This window comes from Secundilactobacillus pentosiphilus (assembly GCF_002217985.1).
Classification (GTDB): Bacteria; Bacillota; Bacilli; order Lactobacillales; family Lactobacillaceae; genus Secundilactobacillus; species Secundilactobacillus pentosiphilus.
In genome coordinates this window covers 18,379-41,561 of record NZ_BCMI01000009.1, presented here as the reverse complement: position 1 = coordinate 41,561, position 23,183 = coordinate 18,379, and the positions used below count along the sequence as shown (strand labels likewise).

General features: G+C 45.7%; 22 protein-coding genes and 1 pseudogene. 19 read left to right on the top strand and 4 right to left on the bottom strand.

The annotated features are described in order from the left end of the window. The first annotated feature begins 95 nt into the window (after positions 1–95). From CES81_RS05950 to CES81_RS05930, 5 genes and pseudogenes are all read left to right on the top strand, one after another. On the top strand, positions 96–974 hold the full coding sequence (locus CES81_RS05950) for a branched-chain amino acid ABC transporter permease (RefSeq protein ID WP_089121058.1): 879 nt from the start codon (positions 96–98) through the stop codon (positions 972–974). Between the two features lie 9 nt (positions 975–983). After that, a pseudogene (locus tag CES81_RS05945) lies at positions 984–1,943 on the top strand (branched-chain amino acid ABC transporter permease). Continuing rightward, positions 1,940–2,719 (top strand): ABC transporter ATP-binding protein, encoded by a 780-nt coding sequence (locus CES81_RS05940; RefSeq protein ID WP_089121057.1) that lies wholly within the window; start codon positions 1,940–1,942, stop codon positions 2,717–2,719. The pseudogene CES81_RS05945 and the gene CES81_RS05940 overlap by 4 nt, the downstream one beginning before the upstream one ends. A 2-nt stretch (positions 2,720–2,721) precedes the next feature. Further along, the gene (locus tag CES81_RS05935; RefSeq protein WP_089121056.1) at positions 2,722–3,432 is read left to right on the top strand and encodes an ABC transporter ATP-binding protein; all 711 of its coding nucleotides are present in this window, start codon (positions 2,722–2,724) and stop codon (positions 3,430–3,432) included. A 4-nt stretch (positions 3,433–3,436) separates the two neighbouring features. After that, entirely contained in the window at positions 3,437–4,084 is a 648-nt protein-coding gene (locus CES81_RS05930) for a CBS and ACT domain-containing protein (RefSeq protein ID WP_089121055.1), read from the top strand. Between the two features lie 66 nt (positions 4,085–4,150). Here the strand turns inward: CES81_RS05930 and trhA are convergent, their stop codons facing one another. Then, positions 4,151–4,810 carry a PAQR family membrane homeostasis protein TrhA gene (gene trhA / locus CES81_RS05925; RefSeq protein WP_089121054.1) on the bottom strand — a complete coding sequence of 220 codons (660 nt, stop codon included), beginning with the start codon at positions 4,808–4,810 and terminating at the stop codon, positions 4,151–4,153. Between the two features lie 207 nt (positions 4,811–5,017). Between trhA and CES81_RS05920 the strand changes: the two genes are divergently transcribed. From CES81_RS05920 to CES81_RS05900, 5 genes are all read left to right on the top strand, one after another. Then, on the top strand, positions 5,018–5,863 hold the full coding sequence (locus CES81_RS05920; protein ID WP_089121053.1) for a DegV family protein: 846 nt from the start codon (positions 5,018–5,020) through the stop codon (positions 5,861–5,863). Between the two features lie 155 nt (positions 5,864–6,018). Beyond that, the gene (locus tag CES81_RS05915; RefSeq protein ID WP_089121052.1) at positions 6,019–6,930 is read left to right on the top strand and encodes a GDSL-type esterase/lipase family protein; all 912 of its coding nucleotides are present in this window, start codon (positions 6,019–6,021) and stop codon (positions 6,928–6,930) included. A gap of 22 nt (positions 6,931–6,952) precedes the next feature. Further along, positions 6,953–7,582, top strand: a complete 630-nt coding sequence (locus tag CES81_RS05910; protein ID WP_089121051.1) for a YpmS family protein — start codon at positions 6,953–6,955, stop codon at positions 7,580–7,582. A gap of 14 nt (positions 7,583–7,596) precedes the next feature. After that, a complete protein-coding gene (locus CES81_RS05905) occupies positions 7,597–7,815 on the top strand; it encodes a YozE family protein (protein WP_089087863.1) in 219 nt (72 codons plus the stop codon). A gap of 484 nt (positions 7,816–8,299) precedes the next feature. Continuing rightward, positions 8,300–9,220, top strand: coding sequence for a hypothetical protein (locus CES81_RS05900; RefSeq protein WP_089121050.1), 921 nt, complete (start codon positions 8,300–8,302; stop codon positions 9,218–9,220). Positions 9,221–10,095: 875 nt separating this feature from the next. Here the strand turns inward: CES81_RS05900 and CES81_RS05895 are convergent. Further along, complete coding sequence (locus CES81_RS05895) at positions 10,096–11,463, bottom strand: DHA2 family efflux MFS transporter permease subunit (RefSeq protein ID WP_089121049.1); 1,368 nt, start codon at positions 11,461–11,463, stop codon at positions 10,096–10,098. A 123-nt stretch (positions 11,464–11,586) separates the two neighbouring features. Here CES81_RS05895 and CES81_RS05890 point away from each other — a divergent pair, with 123 nt between their 5' ends. From CES81_RS05890 to hslU, 8 genes are all read left to right on the top strand, one after another. Next, entirely contained in the window at positions 11,587–12,018 is a 432-nt protein-coding gene (locus CES81_RS05890) for a MarR family winged helix-turn-helix transcriptional regulator (protein ID WP_089121048.1), read from the top strand. A 235-nt stretch (positions 12,019–12,253) separates the two neighbouring features. Beyond that, on the top strand, positions 12,254–13,108 hold the full coding sequence (ylqF, locus tag CES81_RS05885) for a ribosome biogenesis GTPase YlqF (RefSeq protein WP_089121047.1): 855 nt from the start codon (positions 12,254–12,256) through the stop codon (positions 13,106–13,108). Next, on the top strand, positions 13,101–13,874 hold the full coding sequence (gene rnhB / locus CES81_RS05880) for a ribonuclease HII (protein ID WP_089121046.1): 774 nt from the start codon (positions 13,101–13,103) through the stop codon (positions 13,872–13,874). Before ylqF ends, rnhB begins: the two co-directional genes overlap by 8 nt. Before the next feature lie 41 nt (positions 13,875–13,915). Continuing rightward, complete coding sequence (dprA, locus tag CES81_RS05875; protein ID WP_089121045.1) at positions 13,916–14,800, top strand: DNA-processing protein DprA; 885 nt, start codon at positions 13,916–13,918, stop codon at positions 14,798–14,800. A gap of 169 nt (positions 14,801–14,969) precedes the next feature. Then, positions 14,970–17,129: a type I DNA topoisomerase gene (gene topA / locus CES81_RS05870; protein ID WP_089121044.1), complete on the top strand. Its 2,160-nt coding sequence runs from the start codon at positions 14,970–14,972 to the stop codon at positions 17,127–17,129. A gap of 90 nt (positions 17,130–17,219) precedes the next feature. Beyond that, positions 17,220–18,131: a tyrosine recombinase XerC gene (xerC, locus tag CES81_RS05865; protein ID WP_089121043.1), complete on the top strand. Its 912-nt coding sequence runs from the start codon at positions 17,220–17,222 to the stop codon at positions 18,129–18,131. Between the two features lie 19 nt (positions 18,132–18,150). Continuing rightward, positions 18,151–18,693, top strand: coding sequence for an ATP-dependent protease subunit HslV (hslV, locus tag CES81_RS05860; protein WP_054655198.1), 543 nt, complete (start codon positions 18,151–18,153; stop codon positions 18,691–18,693). A gap of 23 nt (positions 18,694–18,716) precedes the next feature. After that, on the top strand, positions 18,717–20,129 hold the full coding sequence (hslU, locus tag CES81_RS05855; RefSeq protein WP_089087847.1) for an ATP-dependent protease ATPase subunit HslU: 1,413 nt from the start codon (positions 18,717–18,719) through the stop codon (positions 20,127–20,129). Between the two features lie 81 nt (positions 20,130–20,210). Here the strand turns inward: hslU and CES81_RS05850 are convergent, their stop codons facing one another. Next, complete coding sequence (locus tag CES81_RS05850; RefSeq protein WP_089121042.1) at positions 20,211–21,257, bottom strand: zinc-dependent alcohol dehydrogenase family protein; 1,047 nt, start codon at positions 21,255–21,257, stop codon at positions 20,211–20,213. 174 nt (positions 21,258–21,431) lie between these two features. Here CES81_RS05850 and CES81_RS05845 point away from each other — a divergent pair, with 174 nt between their 5' ends. Continuing rightward, entirely contained in the window at positions 21,432–22,313 is an 882-nt protein-coding gene (locus CES81_RS05845) for an aldose 1-epimerase family protein (RefSeq protein WP_089121041.1), read from the top strand. A 91-nt stretch (positions 22,314–22,404) separates the two neighbouring features. On the opposite strand, the gene plsY is transcribed toward CES81_RS05845, so the two are convergent. Continuing rightward, positions 22,405–23,046 (bottom strand): glycerol-3-phosphate 1-O-acyltransferase PlsY, encoded by a 642-nt coding sequence (gene plsY / locus CES81_RS05840; protein WP_089087844.1) that lies wholly within the window; start codon positions 23,044–23,046, stop codon positions 22,405–22,407. Positions 23,047–23,183: the final 137 nt, after the last annotated feature.

Genomic DNA, 23,183 nt, shown 5'->3' with positions numbered 1-23,183 from the left:
GAGCTTTCCATTGGGGGGCTCTCGTGAACGGGCCACGCTGTCTGCTGACGAGGGTCTCCGACTTGGAGCTCAACTACATAAAGGAGGGTGACACCTTGACAACACTCTTTCAACAACTGATAAACGGCCTCTCGCTAGGCAGCATTTATGCTTTGCTGGCGCTGGGCTACACCATGGTTTACGGCATCATCAAACTGATCAACTTCGCCCATGGCGACATCTATATGCTGGGCGCTTTCTGGGGCTATTACACGATTAATTTCTGGCATTTTAACTTTCTTTTTGCCCTGTTATCCGCCATGATCGTTTGCGCGGCAGCCGGTGTCGTTATCGAGTACTTTGCTTACCGACCATTGCGTCACGCACCGCGAATTACCGCTTTGATCACTGCCATTGGCGTTTCTTACTTCTTGGAAAACGGGATGTCTTACCTGTATGGCGCAGATACCCGCGACTTCCCACAAGTCATTAAACAAGTAAACTTTAACTTCTGGGGCGTTCGGGTGTCTAACATTCAAATCTTGATCTTGGCGACGGCCTGCTTACTGATGATCTTACTCCAGCTGATCATCAAGAAAACTAAAATGGGGCGCGCCATGCGTGCTGTTTCAGTGGATCCTGACGCGGCTGAACTGGTTGGTATCAACCTCAACCGGACCATTTCCTTCACCTTTGCATTAGGTTCTTCAATGGCCGGTGCGGCGGGCGTTCTGATCGGTCTGTATTACAACTCCATTGATCCATTGATGGGAATGACACCTGGGATCAAAGCCTTTGTTGCCGCCGTTGTCGGTGGTATTGGTTCAGTTCCGGGTGCCTCGCTGGGCGGGTTCTTGATTGGCCTGTTGGAAACGGCGGTGCAGTCCGTTGGCCTTTCAGCCTACAAAGACGCCGCGGTATACCTGGTCTTGATCATCATTCTCTTGGTATTGCCAGCAGGGATCTTCGGTAAAAACGTTAAAGAAAAGGTTTAGGTGATGATTTTGAAAGCAAACTTGAAATACAATATTTGCTGGCTGATTTTAATGGTCGCTGGCTTTTATTTGATGAATACCTTGATTTTGGTTGGGGTCATCGATTCGTTTCTAGAAAATATGGTGGTGACGATCGGCATCAACATTATTTTGGCAGTGGGCTTGAATCTGGTGATCGGTTTTGCGGGTCAATTTTCCCTTGGTCACGCCGGCTTCATGGCGGTGGGCGCCTATGCTACCGCCATTATCATTAGCAAGACACCTACTGCGGGCGCCTTTTATCTCTCAATTATCGTGGGGGTGATCGTGGCCATTGTCGCAGCTCTGGTCGTTGGTATCCCGACATTGCGTCTGCGCGGCGACTACTTGGCGATTGCCACCATGGGAGCAGCTGAAATTATTCGGATCATCATTAACAATTTAAAAATCACCAACGGGCCTTCGGGGATGTTTAACATTCCCCAATTTGCAACTTGACCAGTGGTTTACATCATGGTGTGCGTGACGACGATCATCATCGTGAACTTTATTCATAGTCGCGGCGGTCGGGCGGCACTAGCCGTTCGGGAAGACGAAATTGCTGCTGAATCAATGGGCATCAACGTTTTTAAGTGGAAGCTGGCCGCCTTTGTACTGGGAGCCGCGACCGCCGCTGTCGCCGGTTCGATGCAGGCGTCATACCTGCAGACGATTGCGCCTAATAACTTCAACATCATGGAGTCCATTGCGATTTTGATCATCGTGGTGCTTGGCGGGGTTGGCAGCATCACGGGTAGTTTCGTGGCCGCCACGATCTTAGGGGTGGTGGATGCTGCCTTGCAAAGCTTCGGTGCCTTGCGTATGGTGATTTACGCCCTGGTATTGATCCTGATCATGATTTTCAAGCCATCAGGGATCATGGGTGCCAAGGAACTGTCATTTAAACGATTCTTTAATCGTAAACATAAGAAGGTGGGGGCTAAATCATGACAACTTTGCTAAACGTTGAAGACCTTGTGAAAAATTTTGGTGGTCTGACTGCTGTCTCCGATGTCAATATGCACCTCAACGACGATGAACTCGTGGCGTTGATTGGACCGAACGGGGCTGGTAAAACCACCCTGTTTAACTTACTGACCGGGGTAATCGTCCCTAGCTCCGGTTCAATTACGTTTCGCGGCACTGACGGAATTATTCCGTTAAACGGTATGAAAGCTTATAAAATTGCTGATTTGGGCATGGGCAGAACCTTTCAAAATATTCGGCTATTTAAGGAACTGACGGTTTTGGATAACGTTTTGATTGCCATGACGGCTAACTACAAAGAAGGTTTCTTGCAATCAGTCTTTCGGTTGCCTAAATTCTATAAAACAGAGGCTCGAATTCGACAAGAAGCAATTGAGCTCTTAAAAATCTTTGATCTGCAAGACGATGTGGCTAAATTGGCCAAGAATTTGCCGTATGGGATTCAGCGGCGTCTCGAAATTGTCCGTAGCTTAGCCATGAAACCGAAAATTCTGTTTCTTGATGAGCCGGCTGCTGGTATGAACCCGGAAGAAACGGCAGACTTGACCCGCCTGATCCGCCAGATCCAACGAGACTTCCACATTACCGTACTGTTGATTGAACACGATATGTCACTGGTTATGAACTTAGCGTCGCGAATCTACGTCTTGGATCACGGTTCATTACTTGCGGAAGGCACGCCAAGTGAAATTCAGCACAACACGGCGGTTATCAAAGCATATCTTGGCGAGGAGGCTTAGGGATGGCAATGCTTGAAGTAAAGGATCTCGCCGTTAACTACGGTGTGATCAACGCCGTAAAGGGCGTTAGTTTTAAGATTAATGAAGGTGAAATCGTTTCTTTGATCGGGGCCAACGGTGCCGGCAAAACCACCATTTTAAAGACGATCTCGGGGCTTTTAAAGCCCGTTAGCGGTACCGTCACTTATGAAGGTAAAGAAATTCAGAAACAAAATGCGCCCAAAATCGTGGCTGCCGGGATTTCACAGGTGCCGGAGGGGCGCCATATCTTTCCTGGAATGACGGTGCGTGAAAACCTACAGATGGGGGCCTTTTTACAAAATGACCGTATGGCAATTGCCGGCAGTTTTGAGACGGTGTATTCGCGTTTCCCAGTTTTGAAGGAACGCCTCAATCAAGACGCTGCCACGTTGTCCGGTGGTGAACAGCAGATGCTAGCCATGGGACGGGCCTTAATGTCTAGACCCAAGCTGTTACTGCTGGATGAACCTTCAATGGGATTAGCACCGATCTTTATTAACGAAATATTCGAGATTGTTAAAGCAATTAAAGATCAGGGGACAACCGTGCTCTTGATCGAACAAAACGCCAAAAAGGCCCTGTCCATTGCTGACCACGGTTACGTGCTAGCAAGCGGTGAAGTTAAACTGACAGGAACCGGTGAAGAACTATTAGCTAATGAAAACGTGCAGAAAGCATATCTAGGAGGTTAAGACAATGAGCGTTGCGGATTATATGACGAGCAAGGTCATCACGGTATCGCCGGATACCAAGGTCAACATGGCAGTTAACGTGATGAAGGATCATCAGATTCATCGGTTACCCGTGATCGATGGTAATCAACTGGTGGGTATCGTAACGGAGGGAACGGTTCGCGAAGCGTCGCCGTCCAAAGCTACCAGTCTATCCATTTACGAGGTCAATTATTTATTTAATAAAATGACGGTCGAAGATATTATGGAAAAAAGTGTCAAAACCATTTCTCAGGATGCCCAGTTAGAGGATGCAATTTCCACCATGCGGCACCATGACGTTGGTGTCTTGCCGGTCATGGACGGCAAACAGGTAGTGGGCATCATTACCACCAATGACATCTTAGACAGCTTTTTGGACATTACCGATTACTTCGTGGACGCAACCGTGGTACAGGTGATGATTGAAAATGACCGTACCGGGGTCATTTATGAAATTGGTAAGATTATGGCCGATCATGATTTCAACATTCAAACGCTGATCGTGACGCGCAACCTGGGGCCGATCATGATTGAAATGCACGTCGACAAAACGGACAGTACTGCCGTGAAGCAGGCCTTAGAGACGGCCGGTTACGCCGTTCGGTTAGTGACTAGCCAGCAGGTGGATTAGGTAAAATCAAAAGAGCAATCAATTCCAAACTCTCAGGAATTGATTGCTCTTTATATATTTAAGCGACTACGCGTATAGCAAAATGGAAAAGTACATTAAAATGGTGCCCAGCAGCACAAATAAGTGCCAGATAACGTGGCCGAATTTAATGCCCTTAAAGCTGTAAATAACCGCGCCCACCGTGAAGGCAACACCGCCCAGCACTAGCAGGATAAAGCCGTGGAGTCCTAAGCCGAGAAATAATTGCTTGAAGCCCAGAACGCAAAACCAGCCCATGACGACGTAAATGATGGTTGAGAGCTTTTGAAATTTACCCAGCCAGAGGCATTTGTAGACGATGCCCAGGATTGCCATGGCCCAGATGACGCCCAAAATCACCCAGCCTAAAGCACCCTTGATAACCACTAAGCAATATGGGGTATATGTACCGGCTATGAGCAGGTAGATGGCACAGTGATCAAAAATTTGAAACAGGTGGCTGGCACGGGTGAAATAAAGGCTGTGAAAAAGGGTGGAAGCCAGGTAGAAAAGAACTAATATGGCGCCGTAAATACTATACGCTGTGATCCGCATAGCACCGCCTTCGTGGACACCGCGAATAATCAGTAAAACTAAGCCGGCGATGCTCAAGCCTACCCCAATACCGTGGGTGACCGAATTAAGCACTTCGTTTACGATTTGATACTTCCTAGAAGGCTTTGAATGAGCGTGTTTGGATTGAATCATGGGAAAGTCCTCCTTGATGAAAATTTGGGAATGATCCAGCATGGCGATTCGTCAATCAGATGTAAAATATGCCGTCAGCAAGCGTTTTAGCGCCTTGTTACCCGGTGGCTCATCTGCTATACTATTATCGAATCGTTTTCATGCGCTGTGAATAATTGTAGCATGAAAACACCAACAATGGGGAAGAAAGCGTGGTTATAATCAATCATGGCAACTGTCAAAATAGTAACTGATTCTTCAGCTGGATTAACAGATGAAGAAGTTGAAAAATATCATATTACCATCGTACCGTTAACGGTCATGATCGATGATGTAGTGTACGTTGAACGCCACACCATCACTAACGAAGAATTTATTAATAAAATGGAACACTCTAAGGCGTTTCCAAAGACCAGTCAGCCACCACTAGGCGATTTCATTAAAGTCTTTGATGAACTGGGTGCCGATGGCAGTCCTATCGTGTGCCTGAATATGCTGGAAGCAATCAGTGGTACGGTACATACAGCAGAACAGGCTGCCAAGATTTCAAAGTCGAATGTCACTGTTGTTGATAGTGGTACCACGGATCGGGCGTTGGCGTTTCAGTGTATTGAAGCTGCAAAAGCCGCTGAAAAAGGGGCCTCGGTTGCAGAAGTCGTGGCCGTTACCAAGAAGGTTCAAGCTAACACGCGTTTGTACATGGGTGTGATGACCTTGGATAACCTGGTTAAGGGTGGCCGAATCAACAGAATGACGGGCGCAATTTCATCTTTACTGAACATTAAGATCGTCCTTCAGGTTGGGAATGGTCAATTAAACATCCGTACCAAGGGCCGCGGTATGAAAACCATTGACCGGTTCTATGACAAAGTCTATGAACAAATGAAAAAGACACCGACCATCAAGGCGATTGGAATTTCTCACGTCCACGCTGATGAGATGGTTGATAAACTGGTTAAACACATTCAGCCAATGTTTCCTAACATTGATATTTTAGTTCGCGAAACGGTGCCGATCATTGCGACTCATGGTGGCCCAGGTGCCTTTGCGTTAGTCTATTATTTCGATGATTAGTCCCATCGTAAACGAAATTTAATTAAAACTTAGTACGATAACGGCCCGTGACCGTATAAAATGAATGAGATGGCTGATCTGGCCATCTCATTTGTCATTTTAGCTGACAAACAGCCGAAAAAACACGTGTACGTGCTAAGTAAAGGGGTTTTGACATGCATCGATTTTTAAAATGGTTCTTCGCATTAGTTATTTTGATGATCATCGTTGGTGGCGGTTGGTTTTGGCTTCAACATCAATCTGACCCTAAAAATACCCAGCAGAGAAAGCCTATCGTTCTGAAAACGGTCAGAGTTGTAGGCGTGGGTGACTCGCTGACACAGGGGATCGGTTACGATAACGATCACCAGGGTTACTTACCGATCCTGAAGAATCAGTTACGTCAGACTTACTACGTTAAGCCTAAGACGGTTAATTTTGGGATTGGCGGTGAACGCAGCGATCAAATTGACCGTCGCGTACAAACCAATAAAAAATTACGGCGGTCACTTCAACGCGCAAACGTGATTGCCCTGACCGCTGGTGGGAACGATCTGCTGCAGTCCTTAGAGAAGAATATTATGGTTAATAGTGACGCTCAAATGGCAAAACAGATGGCGCCGCTGAAAATCAAGTATCAGCAGAAGCTCACGCAGCTGATCGCCGATGTTCATGAAGTAAATCCCCACGCTCAAATTTACTTATTTGGGATCTATAATCCGGTGTACGTTTACTTTACGAATGCGACGATGATCAGTTCAGCTGTTGACCAGTGGAATCAAGTGAACCGCCAAGTGGCTAAAAGTCAGCCGCAGACTCACTTTGTTAACGTTAATGGCACGCTTTCCCACGGCCAGTATCAATCAGCAAACGCTCAGGCTAAACTAAAGGCTGAAAACCAGCAAAATAATCAGGAATTTGTGGATCCAGGCAGGGTCGAAAAGCTCCTGAAAACGCAGAACAATAAAGAAAAGAATGCTTATTTGTCCACTGAAGACCATTTTCACCCGAACAAAAAGGGTTATAATGTGATGGCAAGTAAGTTAAGCAGTGAAATTCAAAACAACGTCAATTGGCGTAAACGATAATGATAGATTTTGAGGTGATGTTTTGAAAACGGAAAGACGTCAAACACACACAGTAACTAATAAGAAGACAATAAATCCCTGGAAGTGGGCTTTCATTGCTCTGATTGCCGTTTTGCTGCTAGGGATCGGTACTATGGGCATCAAGTTATTTTCAGCGCCTAAAAATAGTACCACGGAGACGAATGCACCAATGCCGGCAGCGAGCTTTAACGTTAACTTGAACAAAGCGCAACTCAACGCAATGGCTGCTTATTACCTTGGTCAATTCCAAGATCAAAGTAAGCAGAAAGTCGGTTACCAGTTTGAAGTGCACAATGATGCTGTACTGACTGGTCAAACGCAGATGCTGGGGCTGCCCGTTCATTTTGGCTTGTCCCTGACACCAACAGTTTTAGCCAACGGCAACGTTCAGTTAAAGGCTAAGAAGTTAGCCGTGGGGCAGTTAAACGTGCCTGTCAGCGCGGTTTTAAGCTATATTAAGGCCCAGTATAATTTGCCGAAATGGGTCGAATTAGACGTTCATCAAAAAACGATTACCATGAACTTGCAGCGGTTTAGAACCAATGGTGTTCAGTACCGTGCCGAAAAGATCGATATGAACGGTGCGGGTCAATTCGAATTTAAAGTACTGGTACCCAAGCCGAAATCATAAAGGGGTGATCATCAATGAGACAGAGTTTTTACCAATTTTTGATGACGCAGCGTAATCCTGAAGACTACGAACCAGTCGCTGAGTTTGCCAACAACGCGTTTTATGATCAATCCTTTCCTAAGCAAGAGACCCGCTTTGAGCCCCTGTCAAAGTACCTGGAAGAAAACGCAAGTTATTTACCGTCCATGACGGTTTTTGATCAGGCCTGGCAAATGTACCTGGAACAGGATTAGAACAATTTTAGTGAATAAGTTTGCATTAACGGTTGAAGGTGAATGCCAAAGTATCGAGAAAGTCCGTTTGGCGGGCTTTTTTTATTTTGCTTAAAGTGATTGGTCATTCCAAGAACACATCATTTTACAACCATTAGGTTTATTTTGATGAGTTTACTTATTGTGTATCAGTGTTCATCGCTTACTATTTCTAACATGTGAGACGTTAGAAAAACCGCTGAATTATAAGCTATAAATTTATTGACTTATAAATAGATAGAAGTAAACTCAAATTATCATTAAAATTTCATAAATTATAATCAGGGAGATTATTTTTCTTAATGTAAAAATTCACAATTTGGGAGGAAATAACACATGGGGATAACGTTTCAATCAGAAATACCATTACCTTCTGTAAACCTGATGGATCTGAGTATGATCAGACGACCTCAGAAAGTAACCTGGCATAAAGGCATATCAGTAGCAATGGGGGGAGGTCATTTAAATGAAAGAGCGTCATGGGCAGTTTATTAAAATGATGCTGGTGACTGCATCCGTTACCGTTGGGCTGATCAGTGTCGCCGGCACAGCAAACGCCAGTACGATATATCATCGTTCGGGTATTAAGTCAGTTAAATCAACGGCAATGTACAGTAATTCTAATAAGGGTAAAACATATCACTTTAAGGGCAGTGCCTCACATTTTATTTTTAAAACCAGCCATCATTTAAAGAATTATCATCACTCAACGTGGACTAAAACTAAACAGGCAACTGTTAAGCACGGCCATCACAGCAGTACTTACTACTACGTTAAGAATGCTAAAAACGGAGCTGCTGGCTGGGTCAATGCCACCTATATGAAGGCCGGTAAAGACTATCAAATGGGTAACGCCAAGAACATTACCAGCAAAGATTATATCATGAAATCCAGTGGTAAAGTTTATCAGTTAAAGGGTAACAACAGCTGGTTCCAGTTCAAGGAAGGTAAGCAGTTAAGCAGTACTGCTACTTACGCTGTCACAGCACAACGCAGTATTTACAAGAAGGGTAAAACTGCTATTTACTACTACGTTGTTGGTACTGATGGTTCCAAGGGGTGGACATGGCACGGCTATTTAACGGCTGGTGACCATCAATCAGCCGTTTCGACTGGGGTAAAGCCAACGGGCAGTAACCAAGTTTCCAGTGATGGTAGTATCCATGTCAATAGTCCTAAAGATATTGATCCCAATGTACCGGGTTTCTATACGTACACTGAAAACGCAAATGATAGTTGGACTGCAGCCGGTAATAAATGGTCTGATAAAGTTCGGGCTTTATTAGCTAAAAGTGAAAATGAAACGCCGGCAGAAGTTAGAAAAGAGCAAATCAGTTATAATTCGCGCGGCCAAAAGATCGATTGGGAAGGTAACGTTATTAAGTGATCCCAAAATTATGCTGCTTGTCCTACCAGACACAGTCACAACTTTGTGACTGTGTCTTTTTGCTGAAAAATAGATCTGCCTGTCAATAAAAGTGTGCTTTAAAGTGTCATTGCTGATACACTGAATTAATGAATGTCCATCGTGTTAGACGTATGGCACAATTTGGGCACATTTGGTAAAATTATTTACGAACGAGACGTTTGAAACCTTGTTTACAAAGGAGTTTGAAGATATATGGCTACCATTCAATGGTTGAACGGTAAGCATTAATAAAAACAATCAAAAGAATGAAAAAATATTTCTCTTTCAGAAGTTCAAATCAGCTATGAACCCGTGCTATTGCGGGTTCTTTTTCTACCAAAAGTCAAGTACTTCAAGCTTTTTCATTGCTTATTGAATGGTAGGTTGTTAAATATTGGATACACTTAAATAAGCCTATCCTCTTGCCAATTTTTTTAGGACATGCTAGGCTAAAATTTAGTTATGCTGGTGTGTTGTGGCAACAGTATAATCATAGGTTTGATTCGTTAGAACCAAATGGTGAATTGTGGATATTAGACGATCCATTGCACCGATTGTGATCTTTTTCGTCCCCTTAGACGAGAGAGATCTTTTTAGTTAAAATAATTTTCTGAAAAAATGATTCTAAAAATGCGCATCCGCGTTGTTGAGTAATAATGAGCAAAAATAATCAAATTCTGTCCCCAAATTTGTCCCCACCGGTTATTGAATTGTATTTGACACAGTCCTTCATTTGAAGCTGTTTTAAAAGATAAAAGTGCGCCTTATTTTTCACTAAGGCGCACTTGATGTATATTTTATCTAATAATAAAAATTTATCATATTGATAACTACTATAATATCAGCAGGGGAAACTATTTACTCGTTTGAATAGTTGGTTTTAACGTCATGGCTAGTACGAAGCGAGCCAGTCCGATGATAATAATCCCACTGAAAAAGGCACGTGCACCAATAAATGCTGAGTGCATATCAAAAAAGGACTGGACAGTCACTAGTAACCCTGTGCCAATGGAACCACCAACTTGTCGTAAGGTGTTCACCATAGCACTCCCATGGTTTAGTAGTCTCTCTGGTAATACGTTCAATGCCTCTGTCGTTAGTGGTGTCATCACAAGAGAGTTGCCCATCATTTTGAATATTAAACATGCCGCCATCATGATCAGTGAGCTATGAATGTTTAGAAACAGGAACGGTACCATCGAGATTGAGACCACCAGACTACCGATTATTCCTAAAATTTTCCCACCAACATGGTCGTAAAGGCGCCCAGCAATCAATGAAGTTAAACCGCTGGCAAGCGCTCCGGGCAATAATACCAAAGCAGATGTTAGAGCTGTGTGGTGCATTGCTGACTGAATTAGTGTGGGGATAATTGCTTGTGGTCCAATCAGAGTGACAAATGAGAGCACCACTAAAACGAGTGAAATTGAAAACTGGCGATTTTTAAAAACGCGAAAGTTCAACATCGGTTTAGCAAGTTGCAGTTCGCGATGAATGAAGATCACAATAAAGATAACTCCAATCGCGACAAAAAACGTTCCCAGTGTCTTATTTTGATTGAAGCTGCCGGTGCCATAAAGCAAGATACCGAATCCAAGTGTTGAATAGACGACTGAACGGTAATCAAGTGGATTATTTTGTTGCTGCGGGGTGCCAACATTTTGCATCCCAAAGATTGTGGCAACAATCAGGGCCACCCCGATTGGAAATACCAGCCAAAAGAGATAACGCCATGTTAATCGACTGAGGATAAAACCAGCAATTGTAGGGCCAATCAGTGGTGCAAAGCCGGTAGTAAGACCAATAATACCCATAACAGAACCGTGTTTGTCCTTATCAACAATCGAGAACATCACTACTTGCATCAAGGGAATGATGATTCCGGCACCAATCGCCTGAATAAGACGAGAAATCAGGAGCAAAAGAAAACTTGGCGAGATTGCGGACAGCAAGGTTCCCAGCGTAAAGGAACCAAGCGCGAATAGCATTAGCTGGCGCGTACTGAAACGACTGATTAGATAGGCTGTAACTGGAATCCAAACGCCATTAACTAGCATGTAAGCTGTGGTCAGCCATTGTACGGTAGAACTGCTGACAGAGAATGTTCGCATAATGTCTGGAAATGCAGTAAATAATAATGTCTGGTTCAAAATGGAAATAAATGCGCCTAAACTGAAAATAAAGAGCATCGTTTTTACATGATATTGTTTAACCTCTAGCATGATAACCTCCAAAATAATTATGAAGTTGTAGATACAACTTGAACGTTACTAATGCTATAACACTTGATATTTGAAGTCAATTGTTTTAAGTTTTAACTACAACATGGAAAAGAGGATGTCAAATTGACGGAAAAACGGATTGCAACAACAGCTGAATTAATCTATCAGGTTGGGCAACTCGAAGGCCAGATTATCCAACGGCAACTAGCCGATATTGGTATAAGAATGGATCATGCTAGGTTGCTCCATTACGTCAGCGAAGCACCTGGAACCAATCAAGTCAGATTAGCTAAGTACTTAAATGTACAGCCGGCAACGTTGACCAATATGATTAAAAAACTGGAGAAACAGGATTTGGTCGTCAGACGAATAGATCCAGAAGATTCGCATCAGCGACAGGTTTTCCTGTTGCCTCAGGGTGAGAAGGCTGCAAAGAAGATTACGACAACTTTTCATCAGTTAAATGATATTGTTGCATCGGTCAATCTTGCAAAACAGGGCAGCCTGCAGGCACTATCTGAGCAGTTGAATGATCACCTAGCAAAATTGGTGTAAATGTAATCTGTCGCAGTGTGCTCGACATTTACCAAAAAGATAGGCGAAATAAAGAATTAGATGGTAAAATAGAGTCTGCTCATTGAGATTCTGTTTGACCATCTTTTGAAATTCAGAATGCTTACAATCGAGAAAAACAATCAAATTGCTTAGGTGGGTATTAATGACTCACGCTTAGACTTAATACTAACGAACGAGGATTCAAGGATTCTCGGTATTAAAGGAGTTAGACAACATGGCTACCATTCAATGGTTTCCTGGTCACATGGCGAAGGCCATTCGCCAGTTAGAAGAAAATTTACACGTGGTGGATATCGTGTTTGAACTTGTGGATGCCCGTATTCCGCAATCATCACGCAATCCCGAAATCGAGCGGATTATTAAAGAAAAGCCGCACTTGGTCATCATGACCAAAAGTGATTTAGCGGATCCGGAGCAGACCAAAAACTGGATCAAAAAATTTAAGGCTCAGGGTTTACCCGCGATTGCGGTGGATTCTAAAGCTAACATCACGACCAAAACGGTGACCCGTATTTCGCAGTCGATTTTGGCTGAAAAATTAGATAATGAGCATCAAAAAGGACTAAAGGAACGGCCCATTCGAGCAATTACGGTGGGAATTCCTAACGTTGGCAAATCGACGCTGCTCAACCGGCTGGTCAACAAACGGGCCGCTCAAGTCGGTGATCGCCCTGGTGTCACTAAGGGTCAGCAATGGTTGCGGTCATCTTCGAAGCTGCAGTTATTGGACACCCCTGGGATACTATGGCCAAAATTCGATGACGAAGAAACTGGTCAGGCCTTAGCGTTAACGGGGGCCATTAAGGATCAGCGTTTTGCCAGCGACGATGTGGCGCTATACGCTTTGAAATTTTTCCGGCAGTATTATCCAGAAGAACTGCAGAAACGTTACAAGTTAACCGAGGATGACTTCGAACTTTCTGACGTTGACTTGCTGTTAAAACTGACCAAACAGTTTGGTATGAAGGACGACTACGAACGGGCCAGCGACCGTTTGATCCTGGACATCCGCAAGGGCAAGCTTGGGCGCTATACGTTAAACCGGACGGACGGTGTAGCTGATGAGTAAGTCACCAGCTATTCGCGAACTAAAAGTGTTATTCAGCCAGGTCACCAATGAAAAAGATCCGCTATTTACCGAATACGCCGACGATCCGCGGGCGGGGGTTCAGCAATTAATGACTACTACCCGACATCGTCTGACTAAGCTAGCCAGCGAAAAGCGCGCTTTTGAGCAGCGCTTTTTTTATGAACGGCAATGCCGCAAGCAGGGTCACCATTTGATTGCGGGCATTGATGAAGTGGGCCGCGGGCCGCTAGCTGGCCCGGTGGTCAGCTGCGCGATCATTTTACCGGACGACTTTGACGTGATCGAAGTAAACGACTCAAAGCAGCTTTCAGACCACCAGCGAGAGATCCTGTATCCGCAGATCTTGGATCAGGCCATTGCGGTGGGGATCGGCATGGCTTCTGCTCAGCAAATTGACCAGTTAAACATTTATCAGGCAACCCGGGTGGCTATGCTGGAAGCGGTCAACCAGCTGCGAACTCAGCCTGACCAATTATTGATCGACGCCATGCAGATCGATAGCAGCATCCCGCAGTTAAAATTGATTCACGGCGACGCGAAAAGTGTGTCAATTGGCGCTGCCAGCATTATAGCTAAGGTTTTTCGGGATCACCTCATGCAAAGCTATGACGTGCTTTACCCGGGCTACGAGTTTGCCCACAATGCCGGTTATGGTACCAAGGCGCATTTACAGGGGTTAGCTGATTTAGGACCGTCCAAAATTCACCGGCGGACCTTTGCGCCCGTTTCAAACTATTTTAAGTAACCTCACGTAGTTTGCTGAAACCAAGGATGAGGTGACCGACCGTGAATTTGAATCAATTTTTACTCCGTTTACATTTGACCCCCGGGATCGGGCTGAAAGGTGAGTACCTGGTAGCACAGTGGCTGGCTGATCATCCGGGGCAACTGCGAAACCTGCTGCCAGTGGAGATCAGTGCCATCGCGGGTATTTTACCCCAGCACCGGACAAAGTTTGAACGGGGATTTATGAGTGATAAAATCAGTCAGGCATTGGCACGACACGAAGCTGAGTCGCACTACCTGACTTTTTTTGATGCCCAATACCCGTTAATGCTTAAGGAAAGCTGGCTGCCGCCGGTGGTGTTATTTTATCAGGGAAATCTGGACTTACTGACCGCTTCCCGGTTACTGAGCATCGTGGGCAGTCGTAAAGCCAGCCCTTACGCTGAAATAGCACTGAAGAAGATCTTGCCAGAAATCACAGCACAAGACTTCGTGGTGGTGTCGGGGCTGGCAGCTGGTGTTGACAGTCTCAGTCACCGGTTAGCGCTGCGCAATCACGGCCATACCATTGGGGTGATTGCCACCGGCTTGAATTTGAGCTACCCGGCTAGCAGTCAGAAATTACAGCAGTACATGGCAGAACACGAATTAGTGATATCTGAATATCCGCTAGATGCGGTAGGCAAACGATACCGGTTTGTGGAACGTAATCGACTCATTGCAGGGTTGAGTCAAGCAACGTTAGTGGTGCAAGCACAAGAAAAATCCGGCAGCTTGATCACCGCTAATTTGGCGTTGCAAAATAACCGCGATGTCATGGCCGTTCCTGGTCGAATTGACGACCTGCTGTCTTGCGGGTGTAATCAGTTGATTCAAGCTGGCGCTAAAGCGGTTTTAACGGCCCGTGATATTTTGGATGAATACCCGTTGCTAGCAACTAAATAATCACCCTGAATTCGTATGTATTTTGTAAAATCGACATCCATTTGCCACATAATATAGTAGTCTTTGGTTTGTTTTTCAGTTGACAATCTAATTTTTATGAAATATGATGTGAAAGATTTAGTAATCTCGCGTCAATAAATATTTAAAACTCGATAGAAGGGGTAATTAGATGGCAGCAGCAACTGAAAACGCAAAAGCTACTAACAAAAAGGCGACTAAAGCCAACGCTACAAAAACTAAAACCAAAACAAAAAAACGAAGAAAACCACAAAAAAAGCTTGTCATCGTTGAATCTCCAGCAAAAGCGAAAACCATTGAAAAGTATTTGGGCCGCACTTATAAGGTCATGGCTAGTATCGGCCATGTCCGGGATCTGCCGAAGAGTAAGATGGGTGTGGACGTTGAACACAATTACGAACCGCACTATATTTCCATTCGTGGGAAGGGCGATGTGATCAAAGAGTTACGTTCCGAGGCTAAAAAAGCCAAACAAGTTTATCTGGCAGCTGACCCGGACCGTGAGGGAGAATCCATCGCTTGGCATTTATCACATTTGCTGAACTTGGATCCCAACGCTAAAAACCGGGTGGTCTTTAACGAAATCACTAAAGATGCCGTTAAGGATGCCTTCAAAACACCCCGGACCATTGACATGGATCTGGTGGACGCCCAGCAGGCTCGGCGTATTTTGGACCGCCTAGTGGGTTATTCGATCTCACCACTGTTATGGAAAAAGGTTAAAAAGGGACTATCAGCCGGTCGGGTGCAATCGATTGCTTTAAAGCTGATCATTGATCGCGAAAACGAGATCAAAGCCTTTGTACCAGAAGAGTACTGGACGATCGATTCTGAATTTAAGCTGAAACGATCCAAGTTTAACGCCAGCTTTTGGGGGATCGACGGTAAGAAGCATGCTTTACCCGATAACGACGAAGTCCAAAAGGTCCTGGCTAAGTTAGACCGTGACAAGCCGTTTAAGATCACGAAGGTCACCCGTAAGGAACGTAAGCGAACCCCGCAACCGCCATTTACCACTTCGGCGATGCAACAGGAAGCTAACAAAAAGCTGAACTTCCGGACCCGGAAGACCATGATGGCGGCTCAACAGCTGTATGAAGGGATCAACATTGGTAAGGAAGGCTCACAGGGGCTGATTACCTATATGCGGACCGATTCAACGCGGATTTCCGTTATTGCCAAGCACGAAGCGTCTTCTCTGATTCACGAGAAGTACGGTGCCGAATACGCTGCTACTAAGCCGCTTAAAGGCAAGCTGCCGGAAGGCGCTCAGGATGCCCATGAAGCCATCCGTCCGTCATCCGTTTACCGGACACCAGCCGACTTGAAGCAGTATCTGACCAATGATCAATACAAGCTTTATTCGTTGATCTGGAACCGGTTCATGGCGAGTCAAATGACTAACGCGGTTATGGACACCATGGCGGTCACCATTGAACAAAATGGCGTGACGTTCCGGGCCAACGGCTCCAAGCTGAAATTTGATGGTTTCTTGAAGATCTATAAGGACGGTAAGGAAAAGGATAATCTGCTGCCTGACCTTAATGAAGGCGACGAACTGAACCTGTCTAAAACTGATCCGGCGCAACACTTTACGCAGCCGCCAGCACGTTATTCAGAAGCTAACTTAATTAAGGCACTGGAAGAAAACGGTGTCGGCCGGCCATCAACCTATGCGCCAACGCTAGATACCATCCAACGGCGGTACTACGTTAAATTAGTCGGTCGCCGGTTTGAACCTACTGAACTTGGCGAAATTGTCAATACGATCATTCAAGATTACTTCCCAGACGTTGTGGATATCAACTTTACGGCTGACTTGGAAAAACAGCTGGATGGGATCGAAGAGGGCGACCAGGACTGGGTAAAAGTCGTGGACACCTTCTACAAGCCGTTCTCTAAAGAAGTCAGTCACGCCCAAGATACGATTGAAAAGATTCAAATCAAGGACGAACCAGCCGGCTTCGACTGTGATATCTGCGGGGCACCAATGGTCATCAAAATGGGCCGTTACGGTAAGTTCTACGCCTGTTCACGGTTCCCAGACTGCCGGAACACCAAGCCAATCGTCAAAGAAATCGGCGTGGTTTGTCCCAAGTGCCACGAAGGCCAAGTTATCGAACGGAAGTCCAAGAAGAACCGGCTGTTTTACGGCTGCTCCCGCTATCCTGACTGTGATTTTGTCACCTGGGATAAGCCAGTTGGCCGTGATTGTCCAAAGGACGGTCACTTCTTAGTTGAAAAGAAGATTAAAGGCGGCGTTCAAGTTGTCTGCCCGAATGGCGACTACGAAGAACCCGTTCAAAAATAGTTACGAGAATATTAAGTTTGACCAACCTTGACCAAATGTATTGCATCGGGGTTGGTTTTTTGTTAAATTACCATCATGGAGGCGGTTCACATGGCAACACCAGTTGAATTGTTTATCACCTACCTGGAAAGTGAACGGCAGTATTCACCCGAAACCGTCAAGGCGTATCGTGAAGACTTGGACGCTTTTCAAAAATTTCTAACGGATACTGGCGGCAATGCTGATCTATTATCGGTGTCAAAACTGGATGTTCAAGTGTATTTGAGCCAGCTCTACGATGACCATAAGGCCCGCACGACGATTGCACGTAAGATCTCTAGTTTACGGTCCTTTTATGATTTCTTGATCCGTGATGATCAGGTCAAAGTCAATCCGTTTGCCTATGTGACCTTAAAGAAACGGCCGCAGCCATTGCCCCGATTTTTCTACGAAAAGGAAATGACGGCGCTGTTTAAGGCTGCTGGAGAAAACCCGGATCCCGTGTTAGCAAAGCGTGATTCAGCGATCCTTGAAGTGCTTTACGCTACCGGTATCCGGGTCAGCGAACTTTGCGGGCTCATGCTCAACGAGGTTGATTTTGACGGTCAGCTGATGCTGATTCATGGGAAGGGGAATAAGGAGCGCTACGTTCCCTTCGGTCATTACGCCAAAAATGCATTGCAGACGTATTTAAAAGCGGCCAGAGAGCCATTAATGCGTCAGTACCATAAAGACCATGACGTGGTTTTCATCAATCATTACGGTGATCCAATTACGGCCACGGGCGTGGAATACGTGCTGAATCAGATGATTGAGCGCAGTACGTTAACGGGTGATATTCATCCGCATATGCTGCGGCATACCTTCGCCACGCATTTGCTGAACCATGGTGCTGATTTGCGAACCGTTCAGGAACTCTTAGGTCACAGCAGTTTATCCACGACTCAGATCTATACTCACGTCACTAAGTCACAGCTTCAGCGCGATTATCGTCGTTACTTTCCGCGCGCCACTCATGATTAAAGAAAGCAGGGGTTAACATATGCCAGTAAAATTTGAGGCAACCACCATCGTTGCCGTGCGTCATAATGGGCACAATGCCATGGCCGGTGACGGTCAAGTTACGATGGGCGAAAAAGTGATTATGAAAGGGACGGCACATAAGGTTCGCCGAATCTACAACGATAAAGTCGTTGTTGGCTTTGCGGGCAGTGTCGCTGACGCCTTTAAACTTGAAGAAAAGTTTGAAGCCCGGCTGAACGAGTTCTCCGGCAACCTGGAACGGGCCGCCGTGGAATTAGCTCAGGACTGGCGCTCAGATCAAAACTTACAAAAACTAGAAGCACTGCTAATCGTCATGAACGACAAGGATATGCTGCTGGTTTCCGGTTCCGGTGAAGTGATCGCCCCAGACGACGACATTTTAGCCATCGGTTCCGGCGGTAACTTCGCCCAAGCTGCCGCAACAGCATTGCACCACCATGCGAAAGACATGAGTGCCAAAGAAATTGCCGAAACGGCCATTGGTATTGCCGGTGACATTGATATCTTTACCAACCACAACATCATTTCCGAAGAATTATAACCCAACAGAAAGCAGGGATTTGATTGGATCCAATTACAAAAACACCACGCGAAATCGTTTCGCTTCTCGACCAGTACATTATTGGTCAGGATGCGGCTAAAAAGTCGATTGCGATTGCTTTACGTAACCGCTATCGCCGTATGCAGCTGTCACAGGATATGCAAGATGAAATTACGCCGAAAAACATGCTAATGATCGGACCTACTGGGGTTGGTAAAACTGAGTTGGCCCGTCGGTTAGCTAAAATTGTTAAGGCACCCTTTGTCAAAGTAGAAGCTACTAAGTTTACCGAAGTTGGCTACGTTGGCGGCGACGTGGAATCAATGGTCCGCAACCTGGTTGACGTTTCCGTTAAGATGGAAAAGGATCACCAGTTTGAAAACGTCCGGGCTGAAGCCGCTAAGCGCGCCAACAACCGCCTAGTCAAATTATTGGTACCGGGCAAAAAGCCGAAACAGAATCAACAGGCTGATTTCTCTAACCTGATGAACATGTTCTCCCAAATGCAAAAGGGGGATATGCCCACTGCTGAAGAGCCTAAGGAAGAAGTTACCGACGAAATCAAGAACCAGCGAATGTCAGTTTCTGACCAGCTGGCCCACGGGTTGCTGGAAGATTCCGAAGTTGAAATTGAAATGGACGATCCGCAACAAGCCATGGCGGGCAATAATCCAATGATGAACCAAATGGGGATTGATTTGAGTTCGACGTTAGGTCAAATGATGCCTAAGAAGCGCATCAAGCGGACGGTACCCGTTTCAGAAGCCCGTGAGATATTGATCAAGGAAGAGTCTGAAGAACTGGTTAACAACGCAGATATTAATCACGCCGCGATTCAACGGGCACAAAACACTGGTATCATTTTCATCGATGAAATCGATAAGATCACTTCCAAGTCTGATAAAAACAGCGGTGAAGTTTCCCGTGAAGGGGTTCAGCGCGATATTTTACCAATCGTTGAAGGCACCCAAGTACAAACTAAGTACGGTGCCATTAACACCGATCATATCCTGTTTATTGCTGCCGGCGCCTTTGCTGAAAGTAAGCCGAGCGATTTGATTGCTGAACTGCAAGGCCGGTTCCCGATTCGGGTTGAATTAGACGAATTAAGCCAGGAAGACTTCGTGAAGATTCTGACTGAACCGAACAACGCTTTAGTTAAACAGTACATTGCTTTAATCGGTACGGATAACATCAAAGTAACCTTTACCATTGAGGCGATTAACCGCATCGCAGAACTGGCTTATCAGTTAAACCACGAGAACCAAAACATTGGTGCCCGTCGGCTGCATACCGTGCTGGAAAAGCTGCTGGAAGACCTGCTTTACGAAGGGCCCGATATGCAGATGGGTGACATTACCATTACCGAAAGCTACGTCAACGATAAAATCGGCAACATCGTTAAAAATAAGGACCTATCGCGTTACATTCTTTAATTTTTCGAACAAAAACGTCTAATCACCGTAATTGGTCATTAGACGTTTTTGATTATTGCTGATTATTGCTAACCAAGTGACTTAATCTTCACCGATCTTTAAAACGCAAGCACCGCGAATATCGCCTTTCTTAACGTAGCGCAGGGCTTCATCTGCTTTATCAAAAGCGTACGGCGTGGTCTCAGGATGAATATCCAGGCGATCGGCCAGTTTCAGGAACTGTTCACCATCGTGACGGGTGTTTGACTCAACACTGGTCAGGTTCTTTTCGTGGAAAATATGATCCTGGTAGTTTAAAGACGGGATGTCTGTCAAGTGAATGCCAGCCAGTGCCAAAGTACCTCCGGGTGCTAATCCTTCCAGTGCCTTGGGGACGATGTCACCCACCGGCGCAAAAATGATTGAGGAATCCAGTTTTACTGGTGGCAGATCATACGCACCAGCAGCTGATTTAGCGCCCAATGACAAGGCAAACTTTTGCGCTTCCTTGCCACGGGTCAGCACATGGACTTCAATGCCTTGATCGATTGCCAGTTGCGCGGTGATGTGAGCAGAACCGCCAAAACCGTACAGGCCAAGCCGTCCGCCAGCCGGAATATTTGCCCGTCGAAAAGCGCGGTAACCAATAATTCCAGCGCAGAGCAGCGGTGACGCAGTTTCCGAATCAAAACGTTCCGGAATGCGGTAAGCAAAACCTTCGGGGACCGTGGTGTATTCCGCGTAACCGCCATCGTGGTCCCAGCCCGTATACTTAGAATTCGGGCACAGATTTTCGCGACCGGAACGGCAGAAATGACAAACGCCGCAGGTCCAGCGCAACCACGGGACACCGATTCGGTCGCCAAGTTTGAAGCGCCGTGCGTCAGGGCCCATTGCGACCACTTCTCCGACGATTTCGTGGCCGGGGGTAACGTGTGCTTGGTGGACGGGTAAGTCGCCCTCAGACACGTGCAGATCCGTGTGACAGACACCGCAGGTCAATACCCGAACCAAAACCTCTCCGCGTTGCGGCATCGGCACTGGTTTTGTGGTAAATGCCAGCGGACTTTTTGCGCCATCAATGGGACCGGGTTCGGTGACCGCCCAGACACGCATGGTGGTTGGTAAATTAGAAACAGCAGTTGTCATGATTATCGCCTCTTGTGAAAGATTATCTTTCAAATTAATTTTATTGTAGTCACGTTGCGGGGACTTAGCAAGCAGATCCCTTAGGCAAAATGACAAACTGGTACTAGCAGTTGAAAGCAGCTGGGGAATGGTCTATACTAATCCTGAAGACTGATCAGAAATGGGGTTTTAACAGTGATTGAACTTAAAAATGATGCGTTACAAGTTAAAATAAACGAGCACGGTGCCGAATTGACCAGTGTCAAAAGTGTTGATGACCAGATTGAGTATATGTGGCAGGGCGACCCGAAATTTTGGGGCCGGCATGCGCCGATTTTATTTCCAATCGTTGGCCGGTTAAAGGACAACCAGTATAGCATCAACGGTAAAACTTACCAGATGACTCAGCACGGGTTTGCCCGTGACATGGACTTTATGGTGACCGAACACGAAGACGATCACGCCGTGTTTCAACTGGAAGCCACCGATGAGACGCGGGCCAAGTTCCCCTTTGATTTTAATTTACAGGTGACCTTTTCCTTAGACGCACATACGTTATCGGTTCACTATACTGTCACTAATCCCAGCGATGACGTGACGCTGCCGTTTTCTATCGGTGGGCACCCGGCTTTTAACGTACCGCTGAAACCAGGCAATGGCGACTTCTCCGATTACTTCGTCACCGTTGCACCTAAAAAGGCCTATCAGCAGATTCCGTTAGTGGGGCCTTACAACGACGTTAAACACGAGAAAACGCTGAATTTAAGCACACCAATGGTGCTGGATCATGATTTGTTTGATCAGGACGCCCTGATCCTTGATTTAGATCACGTTGAGACGACCTTGATGTTAAGTACCCAGCTTAACGACCACGGGGTGGCATTAACAGTGCAAAACGCACCGTACGTTGGTATCTGGTCACCATATCCTAAGCGGGCACCGTTTGCTTGCTTGGAACCATGGTGGGGGATCGCGGATAACGTTGACAGCGACGGTGATTTTGCCCACAAGATGAACATTCATCAAGCCGGTCCTAAACAGTCCTTTAACGCCGGTTTTCAGATTCGTTATTTCTAAAAATTTAAGCTAAAAAAGGAGCTATGCCAAAATTCATTTTGACATAGCTCTGCTTTTGCTTATAAACTAGTACTTGTGATGCATTCAGCTGTCAGTTCCTATTTTGGTTTTGACGTTGCCGGCGTTTATTGCCTAGACCAAATGAGACCATGTTTTCCGTGCCGTTCATGATCCGGGTGAGGTTTGTCCGGTGGCGCCAGAAGACAAAAATAGTCAAGCAGACTGCCAGTGCGGACAGGTACCAATCCTGAATCACAAAGCATAAAATTGTGATGATCGTAAAACTAACCATTGACGCCAGGCTCACCATGCTGGTTAAATAGATAAGGCTGACAAAACAAGTTGCAGCAATTACAAAGAGCAACGGATTGTAAGCGAGTAACATCCCCGCACTGGTTGCAACGGCTTTACCGCCTTTAAAATGATCAAAGATCGAGACGGTGTGACCAAGAATGGCCATGAAGCCAAAGAGTAAGAGCATGGGGGAGTGCTGGCTTAGATGAAAATTGAGGAACCATACTGGCAGCAACGTTGCCACCGTTCCCTTTGCTAAGTCTAAGATTAAAACGGCAGTGCCAGCGATCGGGCCTAATACCCGGTAGGTATTTGTGGTACCGATATTGCCGGATCCAGCTTTTCTAATATCGGTGTGAAAGAAGCCTTTACCGATCCAAACACCGTTAGGAATCGCGCCTAAGAGATAGGCAATTAGTAATAAAAGTGCGAGTTTCAAGTTCTATTCCTCCATTGTCATGATGACGTGTCACGGCTAATATTTTAGCATGTTTCCTACTGCTTGACAGAAGAATTTCATTGTTATCATGAATTATAAGTAAAAACCGTATTTAAAAGTTGAAAGGGGTCTTTTTG